Annotated in this window: 20 protein-coding genes and 1 pseudogene; 14 read left to right on the plus strand and 7 right to left on the minus strand. The window is 69.8% G+C overall.

Going from position 1 to position 23,284, the window contains the following annotated elements; translation table 11 throughout:
• The 6 genes from ACQEVY_RS08745 to pssA all read left to right on the plus strand — a co-directional run bounded on the left by ACQEVY_RS08745 (nt 1) and on the right by pssA (nt 6,428).
• A complete protein-coding gene (locus ACQEVY_RS08745; protein ID WP_432946528.1) occupies nt 1-2,058 on the plus strand; it encodes a protein meaA in 2,058 nt (685 codons plus the stop codon).
• A complete protein-coding gene (locus ACQEVY_RS08750) occupies nt 2,055-3,029 on the plus strand; it encodes an HpcH/HpaI aldolase/citrate lyase family protein (RefSeq protein WP_432946530.1) in 975 nt (324 codons plus the stop codon). Before ACQEVY_RS08745 ends, ACQEVY_RS08750 begins: the two co-directional genes overlap by 4 nt.
• A gap of 6 nt (nt 3,030-3,035) precedes the next feature.
• A complete protein-coding gene (locus tag ACQEVY_RS08755) occupies nt 3,036-3,548 on the plus strand; it encodes a MaoC family dehydratase (protein ID WP_432946532.1) in 513 nt (170 codons plus the stop codon).
• Between the two features lie 2 nt (nt 3,549-3,550).
• Nucleotides 3,551-4,756, plus strand: a complete 1,206-nt coding sequence (locus ACQEVY_RS08760) for an acyl-CoA dehydrogenase family protein (RefSeq protein ID WP_432946534.1) — start codon at nt 3,551-3,553, stop codon at nt 4,754-4,756.
• Nucleotides 4,757-4,924: 168 nt separating this feature from the next.
• Nucleotides 4,925-5,581 (plus strand): phosphatidylserine decarboxylase, encoded by a 657-nt coding sequence (locus ACQEVY_RS08765; protein ID WP_328767632.1) that lies wholly within the window; start codon nt 4,925-4,927, stop codon nt 5,579-5,581.
• Between the two features lie 28 nt (nt 5,582-5,609).
• Nucleotides 5,610-6,428, plus strand: coding sequence for a CDP-diacylglycerol--serine O-phosphatidyltransferase (gene pssA / locus ACQEVY_RS08770; protein ID WP_432955122.1), 819 nt, complete (start codon nt 5,610-5,612; stop codon nt 6,426-6,428).
• A gap of 307 nt (nt 6,429-6,735) precedes the next feature.
• Here pssA and ACQEVY_RS08775 read toward each other — a convergent pair whose 3' ends face one another.
• Together ACQEVY_RS08775 and ACQEVY_RS08780 are read right to left on the minus strand one after the other, a co-directional pair.
• Entirely contained in the window at nt 6,736-7,902 is a 1,167-nt protein-coding gene (locus ACQEVY_RS08775; RefSeq protein WP_432946536.1) for a glycerate kinase, read from the minus strand.
• A gap of 137 nt (nt 7,903-8,039) precedes the next feature.
• A complete protein-coding gene (locus ACQEVY_RS08780; RefSeq protein ID WP_432946538.1) occupies nt 8,040-8,327 on the minus strand; it encodes a hypothetical protein in 288 nt (95 codons plus the stop codon).
• A 111-nt stretch (nt 8,328-8,438) separates the two neighbouring features.
• Here ACQEVY_RS08780 and ACQEVY_RS08785 point away from each other — a divergent pair, with 111 nt between their 5' ends.
• The 4 genes from ACQEVY_RS08785 to ACQEVY_RS08800 all read left to right on the plus strand — a co-directional run bounded on the left by ACQEVY_RS08785 (nt 8,439) and on the right by ACQEVY_RS08800 (nt 13,254).
• Complete coding sequence (locus tag ACQEVY_RS08785; RefSeq protein ID WP_432946540.1) at nt 8,439-9,506, plus strand: ADP-ribosylglycohydrolase family protein; 1,068 nt, start codon at nt 8,439-8,441, stop codon at nt 9,504-9,506.
• Between the two features lie 21 nt (nt 9,507-9,527).
• Complete coding sequence (locus ACQEVY_RS08790; protein ID WP_432946542.1) at nt 9,528-10,022, plus strand: NUDIX domain-containing protein; 495 nt, start codon at nt 9,528-9,530, stop codon at nt 10,020-10,022.
• 169 nt (nt 10,023-10,191) lie between these two features.
• The gene (locus tag ACQEVY_RS08795; RefSeq protein ID WP_432946544.1) at nt 10,192-12,471 is read left to right on the plus strand and encodes a protein kinase domain-containing protein; all 2,280 of its coding nucleotides are present in this window, start codon (nt 10,192-10,194) and stop codon (nt 12,469-12,471) included.
• A 57-nt stretch (nt 12,472-12,528) separates the two neighbouring features.
• Nucleotides 12,529-13,254 carry an SIR2 family NAD-dependent protein deacylase gene (locus tag ACQEVY_RS08800; RefSeq protein ID WP_432946546.1) on the plus strand — a complete coding sequence of 242 codons (726 nt, stop codon included), beginning with the start codon at nt 12,529-12,531 and terminating at the stop codon, nt 13,252-13,254.
• Here the strand turns inward: ACQEVY_RS08800 and ACQEVY_RS08805 are convergent.
• Together ACQEVY_RS08805 and ACQEVY_RS08810 are read right to left on the minus strand one after the other, a co-directional pair.
• On the minus strand, nt 13,251-13,733 hold the full coding sequence (locus tag ACQEVY_RS08805; RefSeq protein WP_432946548.1) for a methylated-DNA--[protein]-cysteine S-methyltransferase: 483 nt from the start codon (nt 13,731-13,733) through the stop codon (nt 13,251-13,253). The genes ACQEVY_RS08800 and ACQEVY_RS08805 overlap by 4 nt on opposite strands.
• A gap of 48 nt (nt 13,734-13,781) precedes the next feature.
• Nucleotides 13,782-15,257 carry an AlkA N-terminal domain-containing protein gene (locus tag ACQEVY_RS08810; protein WP_432955124.1) on the minus strand — a complete coding sequence of 492 codons (1,476 nt, stop codon included), beginning with the start codon at nt 15,255-15,257 and terminating at the stop codon, nt 13,782-13,784.
• 613 nt (nt 15,258-15,870) lie between these two features.
• Here ACQEVY_RS08810 and ACQEVY_RS08815 point away from each other — a divergent pair.
• The 3 genes and pseudogenes from ACQEVY_RS08815 to ACQEVY_RS08825 all read left to right on the plus strand — a co-directional run.
• Nucleotides 15,871-16,230, plus strand: a pseudogene (locus ACQEVY_RS08815) (response regulator transcription factor); the annotation flags it as partial.
• A gap of 296 nt (nt 16,231-16,526) precedes the next feature.
• The gene (gene hpnR, locus ACQEVY_RS08820; RefSeq protein WP_432946550.1) at nt 16,527-18,023 is read left to right on the plus strand and encodes a hopanoid C-3 methylase HpnR; all 1,497 of its coding nucleotides are present in this window, start codon (nt 16,527-16,529) and stop codon (nt 18,021-18,023) included.
• A gap of 30 nt (nt 18,024-18,053) precedes the next feature.
• Nucleotides 18,054-18,992 (plus strand): DMT family transporter, encoded by a 939-nt coding sequence (locus ACQEVY_RS08825; RefSeq protein ID WP_432946552.1) that lies wholly within the window; start codon nt 18,054-18,056, stop codon nt 18,990-18,992.
• A gap of 8 nt (nt 18,993-19,000) precedes the next feature.
• On the opposite strand, the gene ACQEVY_RS08830 is transcribed toward ACQEVY_RS08825, so the two are convergent.
• Nucleotides 19,001-20,461, minus strand: coding sequence for a glycosyltransferase (locus ACQEVY_RS08830; protein ID WP_432946554.1), 1,461 nt, complete (start codon nt 20,459-20,461; stop codon nt 19,001-19,003).
• A gap of 183 nt (nt 20,462-20,644) precedes the next feature.
• Between ACQEVY_RS08830 and ACQEVY_RS08835 the strand changes: the two genes are divergently transcribed.
• Complete coding sequence (locus ACQEVY_RS08835; RefSeq protein WP_432946556.1) at nt 20,645-21,520, plus strand: SDR family NAD(P)-dependent oxidoreductase; 876 nt, start codon at nt 20,645-20,647, stop codon at nt 21,518-21,520.
• A gap of 31 nt (nt 21,521-21,551) precedes the next feature.
• Here ACQEVY_RS08835 and ACQEVY_RS08840 read toward each other — a convergent pair whose 3' ends face one another.
• Nucleotides 21,552-21,953, minus strand: a complete 402-nt coding sequence (locus ACQEVY_RS08840; protein WP_432946558.1) for a ChaB family protein — start codon at nt 21,951-21,953, stop codon at nt 21,552-21,554.
• 99 nt (nt 21,954-22,052) lie between these two features.
• Nucleotides 22,053-23,216 carry a substrate-binding domain-containing protein gene (locus ACQEVY_RS08845; RefSeq protein WP_432946560.1) on the minus strand — a complete coding sequence of 388 codons (1,164 nt, stop codon included), beginning with the start codon at nt 23,214-23,216 and terminating at the stop codon, nt 22,053-22,055.
• Nucleotides 23,217-23,284 lie beyond the last annotated feature (68 nt).

Here is a 23,284-nt window from a genome sequence, read left to right on the forward strand (position 1 = left end):
ATGACAGAGCCGCGCAAAACAGCGCCTGCGGCACAGGGCACGCCGCAGGCGCCCAAAGAACGGGACCGGCCGTGGTTGATGCGGACCTACGCCGGTCACTCCACTGCTGAGGCGTCCAACGAGCTGTACCGGCGCAATCTCGCCAAGGGCCAGACCGGCCTGTCGATCGCCTTCGATCTGCCGACGCAGACCGGCTACGACCCGGACCACATCCTCGCCCGCGGCGAGGTCGGCCGGGTCGGGGTGCCCGTCTCGCACGTCGGTGACATGCGCCGGCTGCTCCAGGACATCCCCCTGGAGCAGATGAACACCTCGATGACGATCAACGCCACGGCCATGTGGCTGCTGGCGCTGTACCAGGTCGTCGCCGAGGAGCAGGGTACGGACATCGCCAAGCTTCAGGGGACGACGCAGAACGACATCGTGAAGGAGTACCTGTCGCGGGGCACGCATGTGTTCCCGCCGGTGCCTTCGCTGCGTCTGACGACGGACATGATCGCGTACACGGTGTCCCACATCCCCAAGTGGAACCCGATCAACATCTGCAGCTACCACCTCCAGGAGGCCGGAGCCACTCCGGTCCAGGAGATCGCGTACGCGATGTCGACGGCGATCGCGGTACTCGACGCCGTCCGCGACTCGGGCCAGGTGCCGCAGGAGCGCATGGGCGACGTCGTCGCGCGTATCTCCTTCTTCGTGAACGCGGGCGTCCGCTTCATCGAGGAGATGTGCAAGATGCGGGCGTTCGGCCGCATCTGGGACAAGATCACGCGCGAGCGGTACGGGATCGAGAACCCCAAGCACCGGCGCTTCCGGTACGGGGTCCAGGTCAACTCCCTCGGCCTGACGGAGGCCCAGCCGGAGAACAACGTCCAGCGGATCGTGCTCGAGATGCTGGCCGTGACCCTCTCGAAGGACGCACGCGCGCGTGCCGTACAACTCCCGGCGTGGAACGAGGCATTGGGCCTTCCCCGCCCCTGGGACCAGCAGTGGTCGCTGCGTATGCAGCAGGTGCTCGCTTACGAGAGCGACCTGCTCGAGTACGAGGACATCTTCGAGGGCTCGCACGTCATCGAGGCGAAGGTCGCCAAGCTCGTCGAGGACTCGTTCGCCGAGATCGACCACATCCAGGAGCTGGGCGGCGCGATGGCGGCCGTCGAGTCGGGCTACCTGAAGTCGCAGCTCGTCGCCTCGCATGCCGAGCGCCGGGCCCGTATCGAGTCCGGTCAAGAGAAGATCGTCGGCGTCAACATCTTCGAGACGACCGAGCCGAACCCGCTGACGGCCGACCTGGACACCGCGATCCATACGGCCGACCCGACGGTCGAGGAGCGCGTCGTACGGGCCCTGGGTGAGTGGCGTGACGCACGCGATCACGCGCGCGCGGAGGCGGCGCTGGAGCAGCTCAAGGAGACGGCGGCCGGGACGGGCAGCCTGATGGAGGCCACGCTGGAGTGCGCCCGTGCGGGGGTCACCACCGGCGAGTGGTCCGGGGCCCTGCGCGAGGTGTTCGGCGAGTTCCGGGCACCCACCGGCGTCTCGTCCGCGCCCCTCGCGGTCGCCGGGCAGGAGGGCACCGCGCTCGCCGAGGTGCGCCGCAGGGTCGATGTGACCGCCCGTGACCTGGGCGTCGGCAAGCTGCGCTTCCTGGTGGGCAAGCCGGGCCTGGACGGGCATTCCAACGGCGCCGAGCAGATCGCCGTACGGGCCCGTGACGCCGGCTTCGAGGTGGTGTACCAGGGCATCCGGCTCACGCCCGAGGAGATCGTGGACGCGGCCCTCGCGGAGGACGTACACGCGGTCGGCCTGTCCATCCTGTCCGGCTCGCACGCGCAGCTCGTGCCTGACGTGCTGGAGCGGCTGCGTGTGGCAGGAGCCACAGACATCCCGGTGATCGCAGGTGGCATCATCCCGAACGGAGACGCCGAACAGCTGAGGGCCGCCGGAGTCGCCGCCGTCTTCACCCCGAAGGATTTCGACATCACCGGAATCATCGGCCGCATCGTCGACGAGATCCGCAAAGCGAACAAGCTCGACCCCCTGGAGGTCCCCGCATGACCAGCCCTGTTCCCCAGGTCAATCGCCTGCGTCCGCGGCGCTCCTGCCTCGCCGTGCCGGGAAGCAACCCCCGCTTCCTGGAGAAGGCACAGGGCCTCCCGGCCGATCAGGTCTTCCTGGACCTGGAGGACGCGTGCGCGCCGCTCGCCAAGCCCGAGGCGCGGCACACCATCGTCAAGTTCCTCAACGAGGGCGACTGGACGGGCAAGACGCGGGTCGTGCGCGTCAACGACTGGACGACGGAGTGGACGTACCGCGATGTCGTGACGGTGGTCGAGGGCGCGGGTCCGAACCTGGACTGCATCATGCTGCCGAAGGTGCAGGACGCCCAGCAGATCGTGGCGCTTGACCTCCTGCTGACGCAGATCGAGAAGACGATGGGCTTCGAGGTCGGCAAGATCGGTATCGAGGCGCAGATCGAGAACGCCCAGGGCCTGAACAACGTCAACGAGATCGCGACGGCCTCCCAGCGCGTCGAGACGATCATCTTCGGCCCGGCCGACTTCATGGCGTCGATCAACATGAAGTCGCTGGTTGTGGGCGAGCAGCCGCCCGGCTACCCGGCGGACGCTTACCACTACATCCTGATGAAGATCCTGATGGCCGCCCGCGCCAACAACCTCCAGGCGATCGACGGTCCGTACCTGCAGATCCGCAACATCGACGGCTACCGCGAGGTCGCCGGGCGGGCCGCCGCCCTCGGTTTCGACGGCAAGTGGGTGCTGCACCCGGGGCAGGTCGAGGCGTCCAACGAGATCTTCTCGCCCTCCCAGGAGGACTTCGACCACGCCGAGCTGATCCTGGACGCGTACGAGTACTACACGTCAGAAGCGGGCGGCAAGAAGGGCTCCGCGATGCTCGGCGACGAGATGATCGACGAGGCCAGCCGCAAGATGGCGCTCGTGATCTCGGGCAAGGGCCGGGCGGCCGGCATGACCCGTACGTCCAAGTTCGAGGCCCCGGAGGCGTAAGACACCATGCAGTTCGGCCGCACCTACGAAGAGTTCACCGTCGGGGACGTCTACAAGCACTGGCCAGGGAAGACGGTCACGGAGTACGACGACCACCTCTTCTGTCTCCTGACGATGAATCACCACCCCCTCCACATGGACACCAACTATGCGGAGAACACGACGGACTTCGGGAAGAACGTCGTCGTGGGGAACTACATCTACTCCCTGTTGCTCGGCATGTCCGTGCCGGACGTGTCCGGGAAGGCGATCGCGAACCTGGAGATCGAGTCCCTCCGTCACGTCGCGCCGACCTTCCACGGCGACACGATCTACGGCGAGACGACCGTCCTCGACAAGACGCCCTCCAAGTCCAAGTCGGACCGCGGAATCGTTTACGTCGAGACCAAGGGTTACAAGCAGGACGGCACGCTGGTCTGCGTGTTCCGCCGCAAGGTGATGGTTCCCACCGAGACGTACATCAAGGAGCGCGGCGGCGAGCAGCCCGGCCGGCCCCAGCTCAAGGAGCAGGAGAAGTAGCCATGGCGCGACTCGCCCAGACCGCCGGTCTGACCGACATTCAGCAGGAGATCCTGTCCACCGTCCGGGACTTCGTGGACAAGGAGATCATCCCGGTCGCGACCGAGCTGGAGCACCGCGACGAGTACCCGCAGCAGATCGTCGACGGCCTCAAGGAGTTGGGCCTCTTCGGGCTGATGATCCCCGAGGAGTACGGGGGCCTGGGCGAGTCGCTCCTGACGTACGCCCTCTGCGTCGAGGAGATCGCGCGCGGCTGGATGTCCGTCTCCGGCATCATCAACACGCACTTCATCGTGGCGTACATGCTCAAGCAGCACGGCACCGAGGAGCAGAAGGAGTACTTCCTGCCGCGGATGGCGGCGGGCGAGATCCGCGGCGCGTTCTCGATGTCGGAGCCGGCGCTCGGCTCGGACGTGTCGGCGATCACGTCGAAGGCGGTGAAGGACGGCGAGGAGTACGTCCTGAACGGCCAGAAGATGTGGCTGACGAACGGCGGTACGTCGACGCTCGTGGCCGTCCTCGTGAAAAGTGACGAAGGACACCCGGAGGGCACCGCGCCCCATAAGTCGATGACGACCTTCCTGGTTGAGAAGGAGCCCGGCTTCGGTGAGGTCCGGCCCGGACTGACCATCCCCGGGAAGATCGACAAGATGGGCTACAAGGGTGTCGACACCACTGAGCTGATCATGGATGGCCTGCGCATTCCGGCCAATCGCGTGCTCGGCGGAGTCACCGGTCGCGGTTTTTACCAAATGATGGACGGTGTCGAAGTCGGCCGCGTCAATGTGGCGGCGCGTGGCTGTGGCGTGGCTCAGCGTGCGTTCGAGCTCGGTGTCTCGTATGCCCAGCAGCGTCACACTTTCGGCAAGCCGATCGCCCAGCACCAGGCGATTCAGTTCAAGCTGGCCGAGATGGCCACCAAGGTCGAGGCCGCTCATGCGATGATGGTGAATGCAGCTCGCAAAAAGGACTCAGGGGAGCGAAACGACCTCGAAGCAGGGATGGCGAAGTACCTCGCCTCCGAATACTGCAAGGAAGTCGTGGAGGACGCGTTCCGGATCCATGGCGGCTACGGCTTCTCGAAGGAGTACGAGATCGAGCGCCTCTACCGTGAGGCTCCGATGCTGCTGATCGGCGAAGGTACGGCCGAGATCCAGAAAATGATCATCGGGCGCCGGCTGCTCGAAGAGTATCGATTCCAGGGTTAGACGTCCGATTGGGGTGTTTTGCTCGAGGTGAACATCACACCCCGTCAACACCCTTCGGCCGTTGACTCGGCTTCCTGGCTTGCCCAGTTGTGGCCCGCGACCGGTACGATCCCAGGAAGCCGCCGTCCCCCTCCTGCAGCGCGGCATCATCCGCTACGAAGGTCATCCATGCCCCACAGCCCAAACTCTGCACCTCGCGACAGCCTGGTCGGCGCACGCCTCGCGCGCGGAGCATCGCCGTGGCTCCTGCCGACCGTCGCCACCGCAGCCCTCAGCCTGGTACGCGCGCGCAAGTCCGGCGCCGCCAAGGCCGTGGCCGTACCCGCCACCGCGCTCGCGGCGGGCATGCTGTGGTTCTTCCGCGACCCCGAGCGCGAGATCGCCCAGGGCCGGGTCATCTCGCCCGCCGACGGAGTGGTGCAGAGCATCATGCCGTGGAAGGACGGCCGCACCCGCGTCGCCATCTTCATGAGCCCGCTGAACGTCCATGTGAACCGCGCCCCGCTCTCCGGCACGGTCACGTCGGTCGAGCACATCCCCGGCGGCTTCGTTCCGGCGTTCAACAAGGAGAGCGAGAACAACGAGCGCGTCGTCTGGCACTTCGACACCGAGCTCGGTGACATCGAGATGATCCAGATCGCCGGTGCGGTCGCGCGACGCATCGTCCCGTACGTTCCGCAGGGCACCAAGGTCGAGCAGGGGGACCGCATTGGCCTGATCCGCTTCGGCTCGCGCGTCGACATCTACCTCCCCGAGGGCGTCGAGGTCGCGGTGGAGGTCGGTCAGAAGACGGTGGCTGGGGTGACTCGCATTGACCGTGGTTGATCCTGAGACTCAGGCCGGCACGAGCTGGGTGCCCGGTGCCGATGAGGTGGACGAAGAGGAGGAGATGCCCCTCTCTCTCCGCCTCTCAATAGCGGACACCCTCACCCTCGGTAACGCCACCTGCGGCTTCATGGCCGTGTACTTCACCACCACCGGCATCCTGATCCCGCACCTCACGGGCAGCCAGGAAACGGGCATGGCCCGGAACAGCGCGGCCACGGCCGTGATCCTGATGCTGTGCGCGGCGGTCTTCGACCTCTTCGACGGCCTGGTGGCCCGCAAGCTGCGCTCCTCCCCCATGGGCGCGGAGCTCGACAACCTCTCGGACCTGATCAGCTTCGGTCTGGCACCCGCGTACTTCGTCCTCGTCTACGGCATGGTCGCGGACGACGCGCAGCAGCGAGTGGCGGCGGTGGGGGCGATCGTGGTCCTGCTGGCGGTCGTGCTGCGGCTCGCCAGATTCTCGTGTGTGACGGTGAAGGACGGCACGTTCCAGGGCATGCCGTCGCCGTTCGGTGCGCTGACCGTGGTGTCGATCGTGCTCCTTGAGCTGCCTTTCGTCGCCACGCTCATGGCGATCCTGGGCACGGCGTGGCTGATGGTGAGCCGCGTCGAGTACCCGAAGCCGCGGGGGCGCCTCGCGGTGGCGATGCTCTCGTGGATCGTCCTCAGCATGGGGCTGCTGACGTCCTGGGCCTTCGACGCCCCGGGCGGGCAGCTCCTCCTCCAGACGGGCTGCGCACTCCAGCTGGTCATGGGCGCGGTGATTCCCCTCTTCGCTACGGCTCGGAGGGTGAACAACTTCCGCGACAATCGGCGCGAGGCGCGGGCTGCGCAACTGCCTTAAGCGGCAGGCAAGAACGGACAGAACGGGTGGGCCCGGGCCATTGGCTCGGGCCCACCCGTTTTCCTAGCTGTGGTTGGGCGGGGCGCCTGTGGGGCGTTGGGTGCGGGGCCGCGTCGGGGGTGTCCGTCCTCGGACCGGCGCGCGTTGCTGTTGGCTGGTGGAGGGTGCCGGTGTTGGCGCGCCGGCCGCTGCGGGCGCACACCCCCGCCCCGTCCCCTTGCCGCCGTGGGCGGCCGCGGGGCCATGGGGGTGCGGGCTTTGTCGGGTCGCTTGCTCTTCGGGGCGCTCGCCAAACGCCGCTCAGTCGTCAGATCAGGAAGTCCCGTGCGATCCGTTCCGCCACGTCCTCCAGGAGCGGGCCCGCCTCCGCGATGCAGCGCGTCACGTCCGGCTCTACGTCCGTCAGGGCGTATGCGCGGCGGATGCCTGCTCGGCCTAGGGACTCTGGAGGTAGGGCTAGGCGGCCGCAGACTGCGATGACCTCCTTGTTGGCGGCGCGGGCTACCGCGGCAACTCCGGCGGGGGCCTTGCCGTGGAGGGTCTGTTCGTCCAGGGAGCCCTCGCCGGTGATGACCAGCGTGGCGCGTTCCAGGGCGGTCGTGAAGCCTAGGACGTCGAGCATCACGTCGATGCCGGGGCGGAAGGTCGCGCCGAGGCCGATGAGAGCTCCGTATCCGATGCCGCCTGCGGCCCCGGCGCCGGGTGCCGCGGCGTACGCCGCGGCTCTGTCTCCGATCGACTTTTCCAGGACCTCGGAGAAGTGTGTGAGGGCGGCGTCCAGGGCCGCCACGTCGTCCGGAGAGGCGCCCTTCTGCGGGCCGTACACCGCGGGCGCGCCCTTCGGGCCGGTCAGCGGATTGTCCACGTCGCTCGCGAGGACGACGTCGACCGAGGCGAGGCGAGGATCCAAGCCGGAGAGGTCGGCCGTGGCGAGCTCCCGCAGGGGGCCGCCGCCGGGAGGCAGCGGCTCGCCGTCCTTGTCCAGGAAGCGGGCGCCGAGTGCGGCCAGCATGCCCGCGCCTCCGTCTGTCGTGGCGCTGCCGCCCACGCCGAAGACGATGGTGCGTGCGCCGGCGTCCAGGGCGGCCCGGAGCAGCTCGCCGGAGCCGTATGTGGAGGCGGTGAGCGGGGCGAGGACGCCGAGCGGCAGCCGTTGCAGGCCGCTGGCCTCGGCCATCTCCACGACCGCTGTGTCGCCGCGCAGCGCGTACGCGGCGGTGACCTCGTCGCCGAGCGGCCCGGCGACCCGTACCTCACGCCGCTCGAAACCGGCCGCGACCGCCGCGTCGACCGTGCCGTCGCCGCCGTCGGCCACCGGCAGAGCCTCGACCTCGACGCGCGGCGCGACCCGGTGCAGCCCGGCCGTCACCCGCTGCGCGACCTCCACGGCCGTGAGCGAGCCCTTGAACTTGTCCGCGGCGATGAGCACCCGCTGGGTTCGCCCCCGGCTCCGGTTCACTGCAGCGTCCGCCACCTGTACTCCCCTTGCTCTCCGGTGCTCTCCGGGCCTTGACCTGTGCAAGGCAGTCGCGCCGCTGTGACCCTAACCGGCTCAGGCGGCGCTGCCCAGGCGGAATCCCGCACCCCGGACAGCGCATGCGTGAACAGCGGTCACTCGGCCGTCGCGGCGCCCGGCGAGTCGTACATCTGGTGCGTCAGCGTCCCCTTGCCGCCGGGCGCGATGCTGATGTGCTCCAGCACGTCCTCCAGGGTGTCGTTGTCGCCCATCCGGACGTTGCCGACGTCCCCGGTCGTGACCAGCGGATCGCCGGGCGCGGCGTGGGCGGGGGCCGCCGCCGTGGCGGACAGGGCGGCGACGGCGGCGGCGACCGCCAGGCCGGTCGTACGGCTCTTCCACTGCACGGAACGCAGGGACTGAATGGAACGCGCGGAACTCATGGAACTCCCAACCCGCAATACGAATAAAACCTGACGAGACTCTCATGTGGTGCGGGGGCGGGATCGGCACAAAAGCAGGCAGGACGGGCGGGAATTCGGTAGACCGGACGTATGACCTCTGCCGGTGTTGACGTCGCGGACCGCGTTCTCGGGGGCTGGCTGGGCCGGATCGCGGGCAACATGCTCGGCAAACCGGTCGAGCAGGGCGACCACTGGACGCGGGACCGCATCGACCGCTATCTGCGGCAGGCCGACGCTCTGCCGCTCACCGACTATCTGCCCGAGCCCGTCGAGCCGGGCGTCGAACTGGAGCTGCGTCCCGAGTGGCGTGAGTGCGTACGCGGCCGGATCCACGGCAGTTGCCGGGACGACGACGTGGACTACGCGATCCTCGGGCTTGATCTCCTGGAGACGTACGGCTTCGGCTTCAGTACGGAGCAGGTCGGCGAGCTGTGGCTGCTGCGGCTGCCGTATCTGCAGACGTTCACGGCGGAGCGCGCCGCGTACCGCAACCTCGCGGACGGACTGAAACCGCCGCTGACCGCGACCCATGACAACCCCTACCAGGAGTGGATCGGCGCCCTCATCCGCGCCGACGTCTACGGCTGGACGAGCCCGGGCGACCCCCGCCGCGCGGCCTCCCTCGCCCGCCGCGACGCCGTCCTCTCGCACACCTCGAACGGCGTGTACGGCGCGATGTGGGCGGCGGCGCTGGTGGCCGCCGCCTTCACCGCGCCGACCGTACGGTCCGCCCTGGACACCGCGCTGACGGTGATCCCGGCGAGCAGCCGGCTGTCCCGCACCGTGCGCCGCGTGCTCTCGCTCCACGAGTCGCGGCTGCCGTGGGAGGACACGCTCAGCACCCTCGCCGAGGAGACCTCCGGGCTCGGCTGGATCCACGTCATCCCGAACGCCGCGGTGCTGACCGCCGGACTTCTGTACGGGGACGGCGACTTCACGCGGACGATCGCACTCACCGTACGAGGCGGCCTCGACACCGACTCGAACGGCGCGACCGCGGGCTCGGTCGCGGGTGTGCTGGGCGGCGCCGCCGCGGTTCCCCCGCAGTGGACGGAACCCTTGGAGGACAGGGTCCGCAGCGCGGTGTTCGGTTTCGACGGCGTACGGATCAGTGAACTGGCGGAGCGGACGGTGCGGTTGGCGGAGCTGGGCGCGTGAACGCCTCGTTACGCTGCCTCAATGACGCTTCCTCCTGACTACGCCACGTACATCGCCGGTCTCCCCCGTGTCCTCGCCGGTGCCGCCGCCCTCATCCGCGACGCCGACGGGCGCGTGCTGCTCGTCGAGCCCAACTACCGCGAGGGGTGGGCGCTGCCCGGCGGGACCGTCGAGTCCGACGACGGTGAGACTCCGCGGCAGGGCGCCCGCCGGGAGACGGCGGAGGAGATCGGACTGCACCTGGAGATCGGCCGGCTGCTCGCGGTGGACTGGGTGCCGGGTCCGGGGCGCCCGCCGATCGTGGCGTACCTGTACGACGGCGGTGTGCTGCGCGAGGACCAGTTCAAGGCGATCCGGCTTCAGGAGGAGGAGCTGCTGTCCTGGCGCCTCGTAGCGCGGGAGGAAGTCGGCGAATACCTGCCGGGTGCCCTGGGGCGGCGGGTACTGGCCGCCCTCGACGCCCTCGCGGACGGATCGGGGACTGCCGAGCTGGAGAACGGCCATCGGGTGGCTTGAACGACCGACGCTGACTGATTCGGAACAACAACTTCCTGAAAATGGTCCCCAGTTGTCACTCCGGCCCCTATTCTAACTTTCAAGTGTGCGGCCGATCCTCCCCCTACGCACACCTCGTCCCGGAGCTGGGGCACCCCTGCGCATGCCCCGAGAACAGGCAGCTGAGGTCATGGAACCACTGGACCCAGACGATCCCGAGGAGCTAGGTCCCTACCACCTTCAGGCGCGGCTCGGCGCGGGGGGCATGGGGCAGGTCTATCTGGCCACCTCCCCGTACGGGCAAGCGGTTGCGGTCAAGGTCATCCGGCCCGAGAAGCTCGCGGACCGGACCTTCCGTATCCGCTTCCGTCGTGAGGTGGCCGCCGCGCAAGCGGTCAGCGGCAGATACACGGTGCCCTTGCTGGACGCCGATCCGGATGCCGCCACGCCCTGGCTGGCCACCCCCTACATACCGGGTCCGACCCTGGAAGAGGCGGTCGTCGAGCACGGTCCGTTGCCGGTTCCGTCGGTGCTGGTGCTGGGAGCCTGCGCCGCGGAGGCGCTGCTCGACGTGCACAGGGCGGGCCTGGTGCACCGCGACCTCAAACCGTCCAACGTGCTGCTCGCCGCCGACGGTCCGCGCGTCATCGACTTCGGCATCGTCCGGGCCAGCGACGGCTATGACCTCACCCGCTCCGGAGTGATCTTCGGGTCCCTCGAGTACATGTGCCCCGAGCAGGCCACGGGCGCTCCGATCGGGCCGGCGGCGGACGTGTTCTCCCTCGGATCGGTGCTCACGTACGCCGCCTCCGGACACGCGCCGTTCAGCGGCACCGCGGCGGCCACGCTGCTCTACCAGGTAGTGCACAACACGCCCGACCTGACGGGCGTACCCAAGCCGCTGGACGAGATCATCAACCTGTGTCTCGCCAAGGATCCGCATCTTCGGATCAGTCCGGAGCGGCTGTACGCGGCTTGTGCGCCCGGCGGAGCGGAGCAGACGCTGGAGCGCGGCTGGCTGCCCGCGCCGGTGGCTGCGTCGATCGCCCGGCGTACGGCGGCCTTGAGGGCACTCGACACCCGGTCGCGCCTCCCATCGCGCGACCGGATCCCGGTCTCCGCCCACCACAACGGCCCGGCGCCGCGCGCTTACGGCCGGTATGGGGCGCCCTCCATCGCGGCGACGCCACCTCCAGGCCACGCCTACGATGCCGATCACATGGCCGAGGCACCCGCCATCCCCCGGCCCCGGGAACCAGAACCTTGCCCTCCCCCAATGCACCGCCAAGCCCGTGCGCGACGCGGGCTCTCCCGGCGCGCGATTCTCGCCGCGTCGACGGGCGCCACGGCCGCCGTCGTCAGTACCGCCCTGCTGATCACGCGAGGAGACAAGGCGGAGCAGCAGGCGGTGGAGCCGCTCGGGCCCGCCCCGCGTCCGCTGTGGACGTATCGCAGCGATCCGCTGCTTCAGGCACCGCCGGTGTTCCGGGACGGTACAGCGCTGGTGAAGACCCGCCCGGGGAACATGGTGTGCCTCGATCTCAAGGACGGTACGCGGCCCAAGTGGGTCTACCGGGGCATCAGTCAGTCGCCCACCCCGGTCGTTCAGATCCTCGGCGCCGCGGTCGCGCTGGGCGAGGGCTCGACGGTGATCGGGGTCGACCTGGACAAGGGCACGGAGCGTTTCACCTACGACTTCGGAGCGGATTTCCGGTTCGACACGCTGTCCGGCAAGGTCAGCGACCGCGATGTCGTCGTCTTCGGTCTGCGATTCCAGCGACGGTCCGACGAGCAGGGGGTCGCGACGTCCACGGACACGGTCTTCGGCATCGACCTCGAGGCGGGCCGGACCCTCATCACGCCCATCAGCCCAGAGGACGTCGGTGTCCCGCTGGAACCGGTCGTCTTCCCCGGCAACTTCATCTACGCCGACGGGTTCCGCAATGTGACGGCCCGGGACACCGGCACCGTCGACAGCCGTGTCCGGTGGAGGCATCCCGTCGGCTACGACCTCCGGCCGGGTCTGGCGGTCCTTGGCCGAACGGTCTTCGCCGTCGGCAAGGAACTCATGGCGCTCCACCTCGCCACCGGCCGGACCCGCTGGAATGTGCGCGCCGAACGCGGCCAGTTCGCCTCCCTCGGTGTCGCCGGCAACACGGTCTACGCCACCGGCACGGAGCCCTCCGGTGTGTACGCCTTCAACGCGGCGAACGGCTCCAAGCGCTGGTTCTGCCGGACGCCGCGCCTCAACACCGAGCACCCGATCGTCGCGGGCCCCCAGGAGGTCTACGTCCCGGCCTTCCGGAACGGCGACGGCTTCTATGCGATCGACGCCGCCCGGGGCAGACTCCTGTGGAACTTCAGCGACGGCCTGGAGACCGGCGTCCACGACTGGCAGTTCGCCTGCGACGGCGCCGGTCACCTGGTGGCCCACCATTACGACCGTACGTACGGAGTGCCGACGCCCTGACGGCATCGCGGCGATATCCGTTGGCTCCGCCCGGACGGGCCTGCTTACGCTCGCCTCATGGACAAGCCTCTTGTCGCGATTCTCAGCGGAGCCGGTATCAGTACCGACTCCGGCATCCCCGACTACCGCGGCCCGAACGGGCTGTGGCAGCGGGATCCGGAGGCCCAGAAACTCGTGACGTACGAGTACTACATGGCCGATCCGGAGATCCGGCGCCGCTCATGGCAGATGCGGCGCAAGAACCGCACCCTCCAGGCCGAGCCGAACGCCGCGCACCGGGCGGTGGCCGATCTTGAGCGGGCCGGGGTGCCGGTGCGGGTGATCACGCAGAACGTGGACGGGCTGCACCAGCTGGCCGGGATGCCCGCCCGCAAGGTGCTCGAACTGCACGGCACCGCACGGACCGTGGTGTGTACGGGCTGTCAGGCGAAGGCGCCGATGGAGGACGCCCTGGCGCGGGTCGCGGCGGGCGAGGAGGATCCGCCGTGCCTGGAGTGCGGCGGGATCCTGAAGTCGGCGACGGTGATGTTCGGCGAGCGGCTCGACCCCACGGTCCTCGGCGAGGCGATCGCCATCACCGAGGCCTGCCAGCTGTTCATCGCCGTCGGGACCAGCCTCCAGGTGCAGCCCGCGGCGGGGCTCGCCGGTCTCGCCGCCGACCACGGGGCGCGGCTCATCATCGTCAACGCCGAGCCGACCCCGTACGACGACCAGGCCGACGAGGTCGTACGGGAGCCGATCGGGACGGCGCTGCCGGAGCTGCTTGGCAAGATCGCGGGTTAGAAGAGGGCGGTACCCCTTTCGAAGTCCAGCAGGCGCTTCTTGCGGTCCAGGCCGCCGCCGTAGCCTGTGAGGCTTCCGTTCGCGCCGACGACTCGGTGGCAGGGGACGATGATGCCGAGGGGGTTTTTGCCGTTGGCGAGGCCTACCGCGCGGGAGGCCTTGGGGTTGCCGACGGCGTCGGCGAGTTCGCCGTACGAGCGGGTCTCGCCGTAGGGGATGCGGCGGAGTTGCTCCCAGACCGTGCGCTGGAATGGTGTGCCGTCGAGGCGCAGGGGGAGGTCGAACTCCTTCAACTCGCTCGCGAAATAGGCCTTCAGCTGGTCGATGGTCTCGCCGAAGGGCGTGTCGTCGGGGGCGCCGAAGGTCTCCTCCGGTGGGCGGTGGCGCTGGTCGGTCATGTAGAGGCCGGACAGGACGCCGTCGGTGGCTACGAGGGTGAGGGGGCCGTAGGGGCTGTCGATCACGGTGTGCTGTTTCACGGAAAGTCCTTTGACGAATCTGAGTAGTTGGTACGGGCCTGTACTGGCTTATACGGGAAGGAAGTTGATCGGGTGGTCGCCGGTCGCCCAGAGGTACTGGACGGCATACGCCCGCCAGGGCCGCCAGGCCGCGGCGCGGGCCGTGAGCGCGGCGGGTGTGGAGGGCAGGCCCAACTCCCGGGCGGCGTACCGGACTCCGAGGTCGGTGGGCAGGAAGGCGTCGGGGTCGCCGAGGGCGCGCATCGCGATGACGTCGACGGTCCAGGGCCCGAAGCCGGGGAGTTCGAGCAGTCGGGCGCGGGTTTCCGCCCAGTCGCTCTCGACACCCAAGTGGAGGGAACCGTCGGCGAGTTGACGGACGAGCGTGGTGAGGGTGGTGCGTCGGCCGGCCGGCATCGCGAGTGAGGCGGGGTCGAGTGCGGCCAGGGCCTGGGGGGAGGGGAAGAGGTGGGTGAGGCCGCCTTCTGGGTCGTCGACCGTCTCGCCGTGCGCCGTGACCAGGCGTGCGGCGTGTGTGCGGGCGGCGGCGGTGGACACCTGCTGGCCGAGTACGGCGCGGATCGCGAACTCGGCTTCGTCGACGGTACGCGGCACCCGTCGGCCCGGCGCCTTGTCGACGAGCGGGGCGAGCAGGGGATCCGTACGCAACTGGTCGTCGACCGCGACCGGGTCGGCGTCGAGATCGAGCATGCGGCGGCAGCGGCTGATGGCGACGGTCAGGTCGCGCATGTCGCTGAGGCTGAGCCGGCAGGCGATGTGGTCGGACTTGGGGGTGAGGGCGACGACGCCGTGGCCGTACGGCAGGCGCAGGGTGCGGCGGTAGGCGCCGTCGCGCCATTCCTCGACGCCGGGTACGGCGGTGGCGGCGAGGTGGCCGAAGAGATTGTCGGGGTTGAGCGGGGCCCGGAAGGGGAGACGTAGCGCCAACACTCCTGGCGTACCGGGTGAGTTGGCGCGGTTCTTGGGGGTCCGGGCGCGTAGTTCGCTCGGGGAGAGGGCGAAGACCTCGCGGACGGTGTCGTTGAAGGTGCGGATGGAGGAGAAGCCCGCCGCGAAGGCGATGTCGGCCATCGGGACCGGGGTCGTCTCGATGAGGATGCGGGCGGTCTGGGCGCGTTGGGCGCGGGCCAGGGCGAGCGGGCCCGCGCCCAGTTCGGCGAGGAGCTGGCGTTCGATCTGCCGGGTGCTGTAGCCGAGCCGGGTCGCGAGTCCGGGGACGCCCTCGCGGTCCACGACTCCGTCGCCGATCAGCCGCATCGCGCGGGCGACCACGTCGGCGCGCTGGTTCCATTCGGGCGAGCCGGGGGTGGTGTCGGGGCGGCACCGCTTGCAGGCCCGGAACCCGGCCTGCTGACAGGCCGCCGCGCTCGGGTAGAACGTCATGTTCTCCGGCTTCGGCGGCACGACCGGGCAGCTGGGCCGGCAGTAGATCCGGGTCGTGAGCACCGCCGTGTAGAACCAGCCGTCGAAGCGGGCGTCCTTCGACTGCACGGCGCGGACACAGCGTTCGGTGTCGGTGTGCATGGCGCGCAGTGTCCCGCTGTACGTCTCGTTGTGCGTCCCGTTCTGCATGCCTTCCAGCATCGGCCATGGTCATGGCGGTGGCTGGCGAGAATGCGACATGTAGTTGGTAGTGCTGCGGGCCGCGACGCCTGCCGCGACTCCTGTCGGATGTACGAAGCGCTGCGGCTTCCTCCTCTTCCAGGACTACGGGCAGGTGGCCGCGTACTGCGTTCTCAGTACGCGGCATTGTCGGCAGGCGCACGACGACAAGGAGGACCGTAACCCGGGAGCCTTGGGACGTTCCCGAGTTGTCCCGGCCGAGCCGGCCGAACCGGCCGACCGGTAAGCGGCGCGGGTCTGATCCCCCCGGACCCGCGCGCGGGTCTCCCCCAGGACCCGCGCCCGAGGGCCGCCCGCAGTGGACGCGGGCGGCCCTCGTTGGCGGCTCCGAGGCGACGTCGTCCACGATGGACCCAACCCTCTGACCGGATATCCGATGAGCACCGAGTACCTGGACCTGGAGCGGTACATCGAGCGGCATCCGCGAACCACCGACCTGGTGGCATCCACCGCGCTGTTCTGCTTCACCGTCCTCGGCGGCACGCTCAGCCTCCCGGAGCACGACCAGCCGGACAAGGACGTCACCGCGGACGCGCTCCTCGACGGCATCCGCACCGTGGCCGCCGGCGAGTCGCTCCTGTCGCCCGTGGCCACGCGCAGCCTCATCACGCGCTTCCTCACCACCCCGGAGGCCGGCCCCCATCTTGCTCCGCCCGAGCGCCTCGCCGCGCTGACCGCCCGCGAGCGGGAGGTGATGGCGCTGGCGGCCGAGGGCAAGTCGAACGCGGAGATCGCCGACGTTCTCTTTCTCAGCCCGCTGACCGTACGTATGCATGTGCAGCGCGCCATGACGAAGCTGGATGCCCGCGACCGGGCCCAACTGGTCGTCATCGCTTACCAGTCGGGGCTGGTACGGCCTGCCGCCGGCGGTTGAGGGGGGCGCGTACGAGGGTGGTGGATTGGGCTTCGTTTTGCGGGTGCGGGTTCGTCGTGGCTTGTCGCGCAGTTCCCCGCGCCCCTAAAAAGCCTGCGGCTCCAGTCGGCGCACCTAAGGGGCGCGGGGCGTGACACTGTGCGGCTCCGCCGCGTGGGCGCGAGCAACCACAGTGCACCCGCGCCCGGCAACGAACCCACCCGCTCCACCGCCGGAGGCAACTCGTCAAGGAGCCGAAAGCCGGAGGCGCTGGCATTGTTTGAAATGCGGCAGCCGTCTCCATCTCGAGGTGACCCATGCGCCTACTGCTTGTCCACCCCAGCGCCCTGCTGTACTCGGAGATCTTCCTGAGGCTGGAACCACTCGGTCTTGAACGAGTGGCCGGCGCCGCCCGCGATGCAGGTCATCAGGTACGAGTGGTGGACCTCCAGGTGCTCGACCACGCGGATCTACGGTCGGAACTGGCGTCCTTCCAGCCGGAAGCGCTCGGCATCTCGCTGAACTACCTCGCCAACATCCCGGAGGCCATCGAGATCGCCCAGCGGACGAAAAAGGTCGTACCAGGTTGTTTCGTCTTCTTCGGCGGGCACAGCGTCTCCTTCGTCGCGGAGGACGTGCTCACCCAGGCGGCGGGCGCCGTGGACGCGGTGGTCCGCGGCGAGGGCGAACCCGCCATGGCGCCGCTGCTCGAAGCGGTCCGCGACGGCGGCGTGGACGGCGTTCCGGGCGTGGTCACCGCGAACGGCCACGGGCCCGCCCCGCGGCTGCTGCACGGCATCGACGCCCCACGCCCGGCTCGCGACCTGATGCGTCACCGCCGCCGGTACTTCATCGGGGAACTCGACCCGTGCGCCTCCATCGAGTTCACCCGCGGCTGCCCCTGGGACTGCTCGTTCTGCTCGGCGTGGACCTTCTACGGCCGCAGCTACCGCAAGGCATCCCCGGAAGCGGCGGCCGAGGAGCTCGCGTCGATCCGGGAGCCGAACGTCTTCATCGTCGACGACGTCGCGTTCATCCGTCCGGAGCACGGCGACGCCATCGCCGCAGAGGTGGAACGTCGGCGGATCCGTAAGCACTACTACCTGGAGACCCGCAGCGACGTACTGCTGCGCCACACGGAGGTCTTCGAGCGGTGGGCCCGGCTGGGGCTGAAGTACATGTTCCTCGGCATGGAGGCACTCGACGAGGAGGGCCTCGAGCTATACCGCAAACGGGTCAGCCCGGACGAGAACTTTCACGCCCTGGAGACGGCCCGCAAGCTCGGCATCAACGTCGCCATCAACCTGATCGTGGACCCGGCCTGGGACGAGGAACGCTTCCGGATCGTCCGTGAGTTCGCGCTGTCCGTACCGGAGATCGTCCACCTCACGGTGATGACGCCGTATCCGGGTACGGAGATCTGGCACACCGAGTCGCGCCGGCTGACCACCCGCGACTACCGGCTCTTCGACATCCAGCACGCCGTCGTGCCCACGGCACTGCCGCTCGACGTCTTCTACGGGGAGCTGGTCCGCACCCAGGCCGTACTGCACAAGAAGCACCTCGGTCTGCGCACCGCCTTCGGCGCGGCACGCGTCCTCGGCCGGAACCTCGCCCACGGTCAGACGAACTTCGCCCGCATGCTGTGGAAGTTCAACCGTGTCTACAACCCGCGGCGCCAGCTCGCCGACCACGCCCGCCCGGTCCGCTACGAGCTCCCCCTGCCCCCGCACACCGAGCTCGGCGACCGCCGCGAGCTGTACGTGCACACCCGGCCGGCTGCCCACGCCAAGCCGCCCGGGCGGCAGCACTGACCGGCCGCGAGTTCCGGAACAGGGCCCGGTATGCCGGTCGCCGTCCTCGCCTCACTCGCCGCGGGCGCCTGCTTCGCCCTGGCGGGAGTACTCCAGCAGCGAGCGGCCAGCGCCCGCCCCGCCGAGGAGTCACTGTCCTGGACCCTGCTGCGCCATCTGGTCCGGCGACCGCTGTGGCTGTCCGGTATCGCCTTCGCCTTCGTCGCGTACGGGTTCCAGGCCCTGGCCCTGTCGTCCGCACCGCTCAGCCTGGTGCAGCCGCTGATCGTCTGCGAGCTGATCTTCGCGGTGCCGCTGTCCGCGCGGCTCAGCCGCAAACGGCTGGGCGCCCGCGAGTGGATCGGCACCCTCTCCGTGGCGGCCGGCCTGGCGCTCGCCCTGTCCACCGCCCGTCCGCACGGTGGCAGCTCGACGGACGCGGATCTCGGGCCCTGGCTGATGACGCTGGGCTCGGTGTGCGGGGTGACGCTGTGCGCACTGGTGGCGCGCCGGTTCGTAGGCGGTACGTGGCGGGCGTCGCTCGTGGCCCTGGCAGGCGGAGCGGTGATGGGCTTCCAGTCCGTACTGCTGACGATCACGGTCGCCCACATGGAACGGGGCCTGCTGTCCCTGTTCACGGCCTGGCAGACGTATCTGCTGGTCATCGCCAGTTTCGCCGGGCTGCTGCTGATCCAGAGCGCGTTCCAGGCGGGCCCGCTGGCCGCCACGATGACGGTGATCGACGCGACGGAACCCGCCGTGGCCATCGCGACCGGCACGACGCTGTTCGGCGAAACACTGCACCACGGCTGGCCCACCTCGGCCTTTACGGTCCTGGGCGTGTGCCTGACGATCTTCGGGATCGTACGCCTGAACTCGTCGCCGTTGATCGCCGCGCTGCACCCGCGCGAGCCGCACGGCCCGCCGGCCGCGGACGGTGCCGGGGGCGGGCGCGCGGCGGCTGAGCGAACGACGGACCTCCGGTCGTAGCCGGTGCGCTATGGCGCCCCGTAAGGGGCGCGGGGCGTGACATTATGCGGCTCCGCCGCGTGGGCGGGACCAGCCCCCACCGGGCCCGCGGTTTCATGACTGCCCCTCAAGCGAAGCGCCTCGTGCCAGACCGGCACCAGGTCATCGGCAAACACCTGCGCCCAGGTGGGATGCCGATGCCGCGCCGTGGCAACCGCCCGCTCCCCCACCACCCGGCGCAGCTCCGGCCGGGTCACCAGCTCGGTCAGCACCTGCGCCCAGCCCTCCGCGTCGTCGTTCCGTACGACCAGGCCGTCCCGTCCCGGACCGGCGAGCCATTGCGTGGTCCGGGCGCCCGCGGGCAGTACCACGGGGAGGCGGCAGGCCATCGCCTCGGCGACGACATTGCCGACGGTCTCCGTCCGGGACGGGAACGCGAACACATCGCATCCGGCGTACACCCGCGCCAGCCACTCCTGGGGCTGCGGTGCGAGCAGCGTCACGTCGGGGCCGAGGAGGTCCGCGACCCGACCCCGGTCGGCGCCCGGGCCGACCATCAGCAGATGTACCGCATGCCCCTGGCGTCTCATCCGGTCCACCGCCTCGGCTAGCAGCAGCGCGCGCTTGGAGGCGTCCACGCGGCCCACGAACAGGATGAGCGGCCGGTCCACCGGCACGCCGTGGGCGCGGGCGAGTGCGCCGCGGGCCCAGGGATCGGGCCGGAACCGCTCGCGGTCGATGCCGCGCCGCAGCTGCGAGACCCGGCCGGGATCCGTCAGCGCGGTGATCTCGGTGCGGTCGTGCGGGGAGGCGACCAGTACCCGGTCGCACATCCGGATCAGCCGGTCGCGCCGCCGCCGGGCCAGCCAGGCGACCGCCGCAGGCGCGCCGCCACCGGGAAACCGGCCGTCCATCCAGGCCAGGCCCGGGCTCCTGCCGAGCATCTGCTTGAGGTACACGGCCGCCAGGGCCGGGACATCCGTATGGAGCGAACCGACCACCCCGGGTCGTACGGACGTCGTGGCCCGGTCGGCGCGGCGCACCAGGAGGGCCGCCGTCGAGGCGAAGGCGAACGTGTGCGTGACGTGCCAGACGTCATGCCGGGGCAGCAGCCTGGCCAGCCTCGGGTGGAAAGGGGCGAGATCGACGATGTCGACTCCGCCGACCGCGGGCATCAGGGCCGCCGTGCTGAGCACCGGCCGCAGGCTGACGAACCGTACGCGGGGCGACAGCGGCTCCACGCTCTCCCGCTCACCGAGGACGTACACGGTCAGGTCGATACCGGGTCCGGGCCCGGTGTACTGGGCCGCGGCTTCGGCGAAGTGCTCCCAGCACTTGACGTGACCGCCGGACGCACCGTTCCTGAGCAGTTCGACGAGGACCGCGACGGAGGGGACGGGTTCGTGCGCCCGGCCGGCGCCGGGAAGCCCGTACTCCTCGATGAGAGAAAGTCCGGAAAGTCCCGAACGCCCGGAAAGTGAATCGCCCATGGCACTCGTAGTACCCGTTGGCCTGCGCTTCCTACCAAAGGGACGGGCAGGTGGGCGCGGGCGGTGACGTACGACTGCCCTGTGCACGGGCCGGGCGGACAGGGCGCTCTCTTCGTACACTGGGCCCGGAGTACCCCGTCACCAACCGACATATGGCTTCACCGGTTGCAGAGGACGACTACCGTGCCCCACGACGCACCCCACACCGGCTCCGAAGCCACCGCGCGCATCGGTACCGCGGCCGGGACGGACTCAGATACTCGCCCGCACCTGGCCGCCGCGTCGGCGACGAGAGCGAGTGTGGCCCTCGTGACGGGCGCGTCCTCGGGCATCGGCGCCGCCGTCGCACGGCGGCTGGCGGCGGAGGGCAACTGGCACCTCGTACTCAACGGACGCGACCGTACGCGGCTCGAACGGGTCGCCAAGGACCTCGACCAGGGCGCCAACGACACCTCGGCCGCCGCGTTCCCGATAGATCTGGCCGAGCCGGGGGCGGACCGACGGCTCGCCGAGTACGTCCTGGACTCCGCCGGCCGGGTGGATCTGCTGGTGGCAGGCGCCGGCATCGGCTGGGCAGGGCCCTTCGACACCATGCCGCAGCGGGCCATCGACGAGGTGTTCTCCGTCGACGTACTGGCACCGGTCCATCTCGTACGACTCCTGCTGCCGGACATGATCAGCCAGGGCACCGGCCGCGTGGTGCTGATCGGCTCCGTCGCGGGCAGCCTCGGGGTGCGTGACGAGGCGGTCTACTCCGCCGCCAAGGCTGCCCTCGGCACCTTCGCCGAGGCACTCCGCTACGAGTTGCGCGGCACGGGCGTAGGGATCAGCCATGTCATGCCCGGGGTCGTGGACACCCCGTTCTTCGACCGGCGCGGCGCTCCCTACGTGCGCTCGCGCCCCAGACCGGTACCGGCCGAACGCGTCGCCGAGGCCGTCTGGCAGGCCATCACCCGCGACCGCGACGAGGTGTACGTACCGGGCTGGCTCCGTCTGCCCGGCCGACTGCACGGCGCGGCACCGGCGCTGTACCGGCGTCTCGCGGCCCGGTTCGGCTGACGGCATCGCAGTTGGTTCAGCAGCGGGTAGTTCAGCTGCGGGCCTCGCGGGTCTTGGAACGATTCGCCTTGCGCACCGCGTCCAGCAGCTCGGGCTTCGTCATACGGGACCGTCCCTCGACGCCGAGTCGCTTGGCCACGTCGTACAAGTGCTGCTTGGAGGCCTGCTCGTCCACGCCCTCGCCGCTGCGCCCGCCCTGCTGCCGTGGCCGTGCCGCCAGCTCATCGGAGGGGCCTTTGCGCTGGTGCTCCTTGCGCTCCCAGTGATCGCCGACCTTCTCGTACTTGTGCTTGAGCGCTGAGTACGCGACCCGGTGCGCCCGCTCGCCCTCGCCGTACTGCTCGACGGCGGAGTCATGGGCCTTGACCCAGGTGCGCTGCGCGTCCTTGGACGACCGGTCCAGAGTTGACGGCAGTTCCTCGCGTCCCGGCACGGGACTCACCTCCCCATCCGGTTCGGATCCCATCTGGTTCGGACGAAGCGAGATTCGAGTGCCCGGCTCCCCCTGCAAGAAACGGGACGGCCGCCGACGTCACTTGCCCCAGATCTTTCGGTACGCCTCCCGGTAACCCGACGGGTCCCAGGTCGTGGCCCCGGCGCTGTTGGCGGCCGTGGTGAGGTGGACGGGGGCTACGTATCCGCTGGCGGGTCTGCCGGCGAAGGCGCGGTTGAACTCGTCGACGATCTGCCAGCCCTGCAGGGACAGCGGCTCGGGGACGGTGGCGGCCTGGAACTGCTCGCTGTTGATGCGCTGGAAGGCGGAGGGGTCGCCGTCGCCGGCGCCGATGTTGAAGGGTGGGCCGGAGCCCTTCTTGCCGGCCGCCCGGAAGGCGGGGGCGGCGTCGGCGAAGTACAGGTCGTTGATGGCGATGGAGTAGGTCCACTCGTTCTGGAAGCGGGCGAGGAGGGAGGAGATCTCCCGGGGGGTGCGGCTGCTGGCGTCCGGGATCGGGATGTTCTCCTGCGACAGCAGCTTCACGCCCGAGCAGGTGGCGAGCTCCTTGCTGATCAGGTCGGACTTGTTCTTGGCGAAAGGGATCGATGCGTCGGTGATGAGCACGACCCCGGCGCGGCCGTTGGAACGCGAGATGACCCACTGCGCGCTGATGCGGGCCACGTCCTCGACCCGGGTGGTGACGTTGGTGAAGAGCTTGGGCCGCTGGCTGGGGCCGGGTGATGCCACCGCGTGCCAGCCGATGAGCGGGATGCCCGCCGCGTTGGCCCGCGCGACCTGCTGCGAGGTCGAGTCGGGGTCGAAGCCGCCGATGACGATGCCCGAGGGCCTGAGAGCCACGGCCGCACTCATGGCCGCCTGGATGCCGGCGGGGGTGCCCCCGCCGTCGATCACCCGTACGTTCCAGCCGATGACCCGCGCGGCTTCCCGCACGCCCTTCGCGGTGCCCGCGACTCCGGGATTGGTCATGGTCTGGGCGACGTAGACGATGGTCCTGCCGGACACCGCCGTGGGACCGCTGGTCGGTCCGTCCCACGGGGCGTCGGTCTTCTCTGCCTGCCTGACGGCGGCCTGGGCCTTGGCATGGGCCGCGGGGCAACCGCTCGGGCCCGTCGCAGACTCCCCCTCGCCTGTCGACGAGCCGCGTTCGCAGCCTGCAAGGACGGTTGCCGCTGCCAACAGGGCCGCGGAGGCGAGCCGAGCCCTGAAGACGCCGGAGGTGGCCTTGCGGTTGCACTGCATGGGAGCTCCTCGCGGAGGAATGAGCGGCGGGAGGATGCGGCGGGGTCACGGAGGTGGTGCCGTGGCGT

The sequence above is a fragment of the Streptomyces sp. CA-288835 genome, assembly GCF_050936385.1.
Taxonomy (GTDB): domain Bacteria; phylum Actinomycetota; class Actinomycetes; order Streptomycetales; family Streptomycetaceae; genus Streptomyces.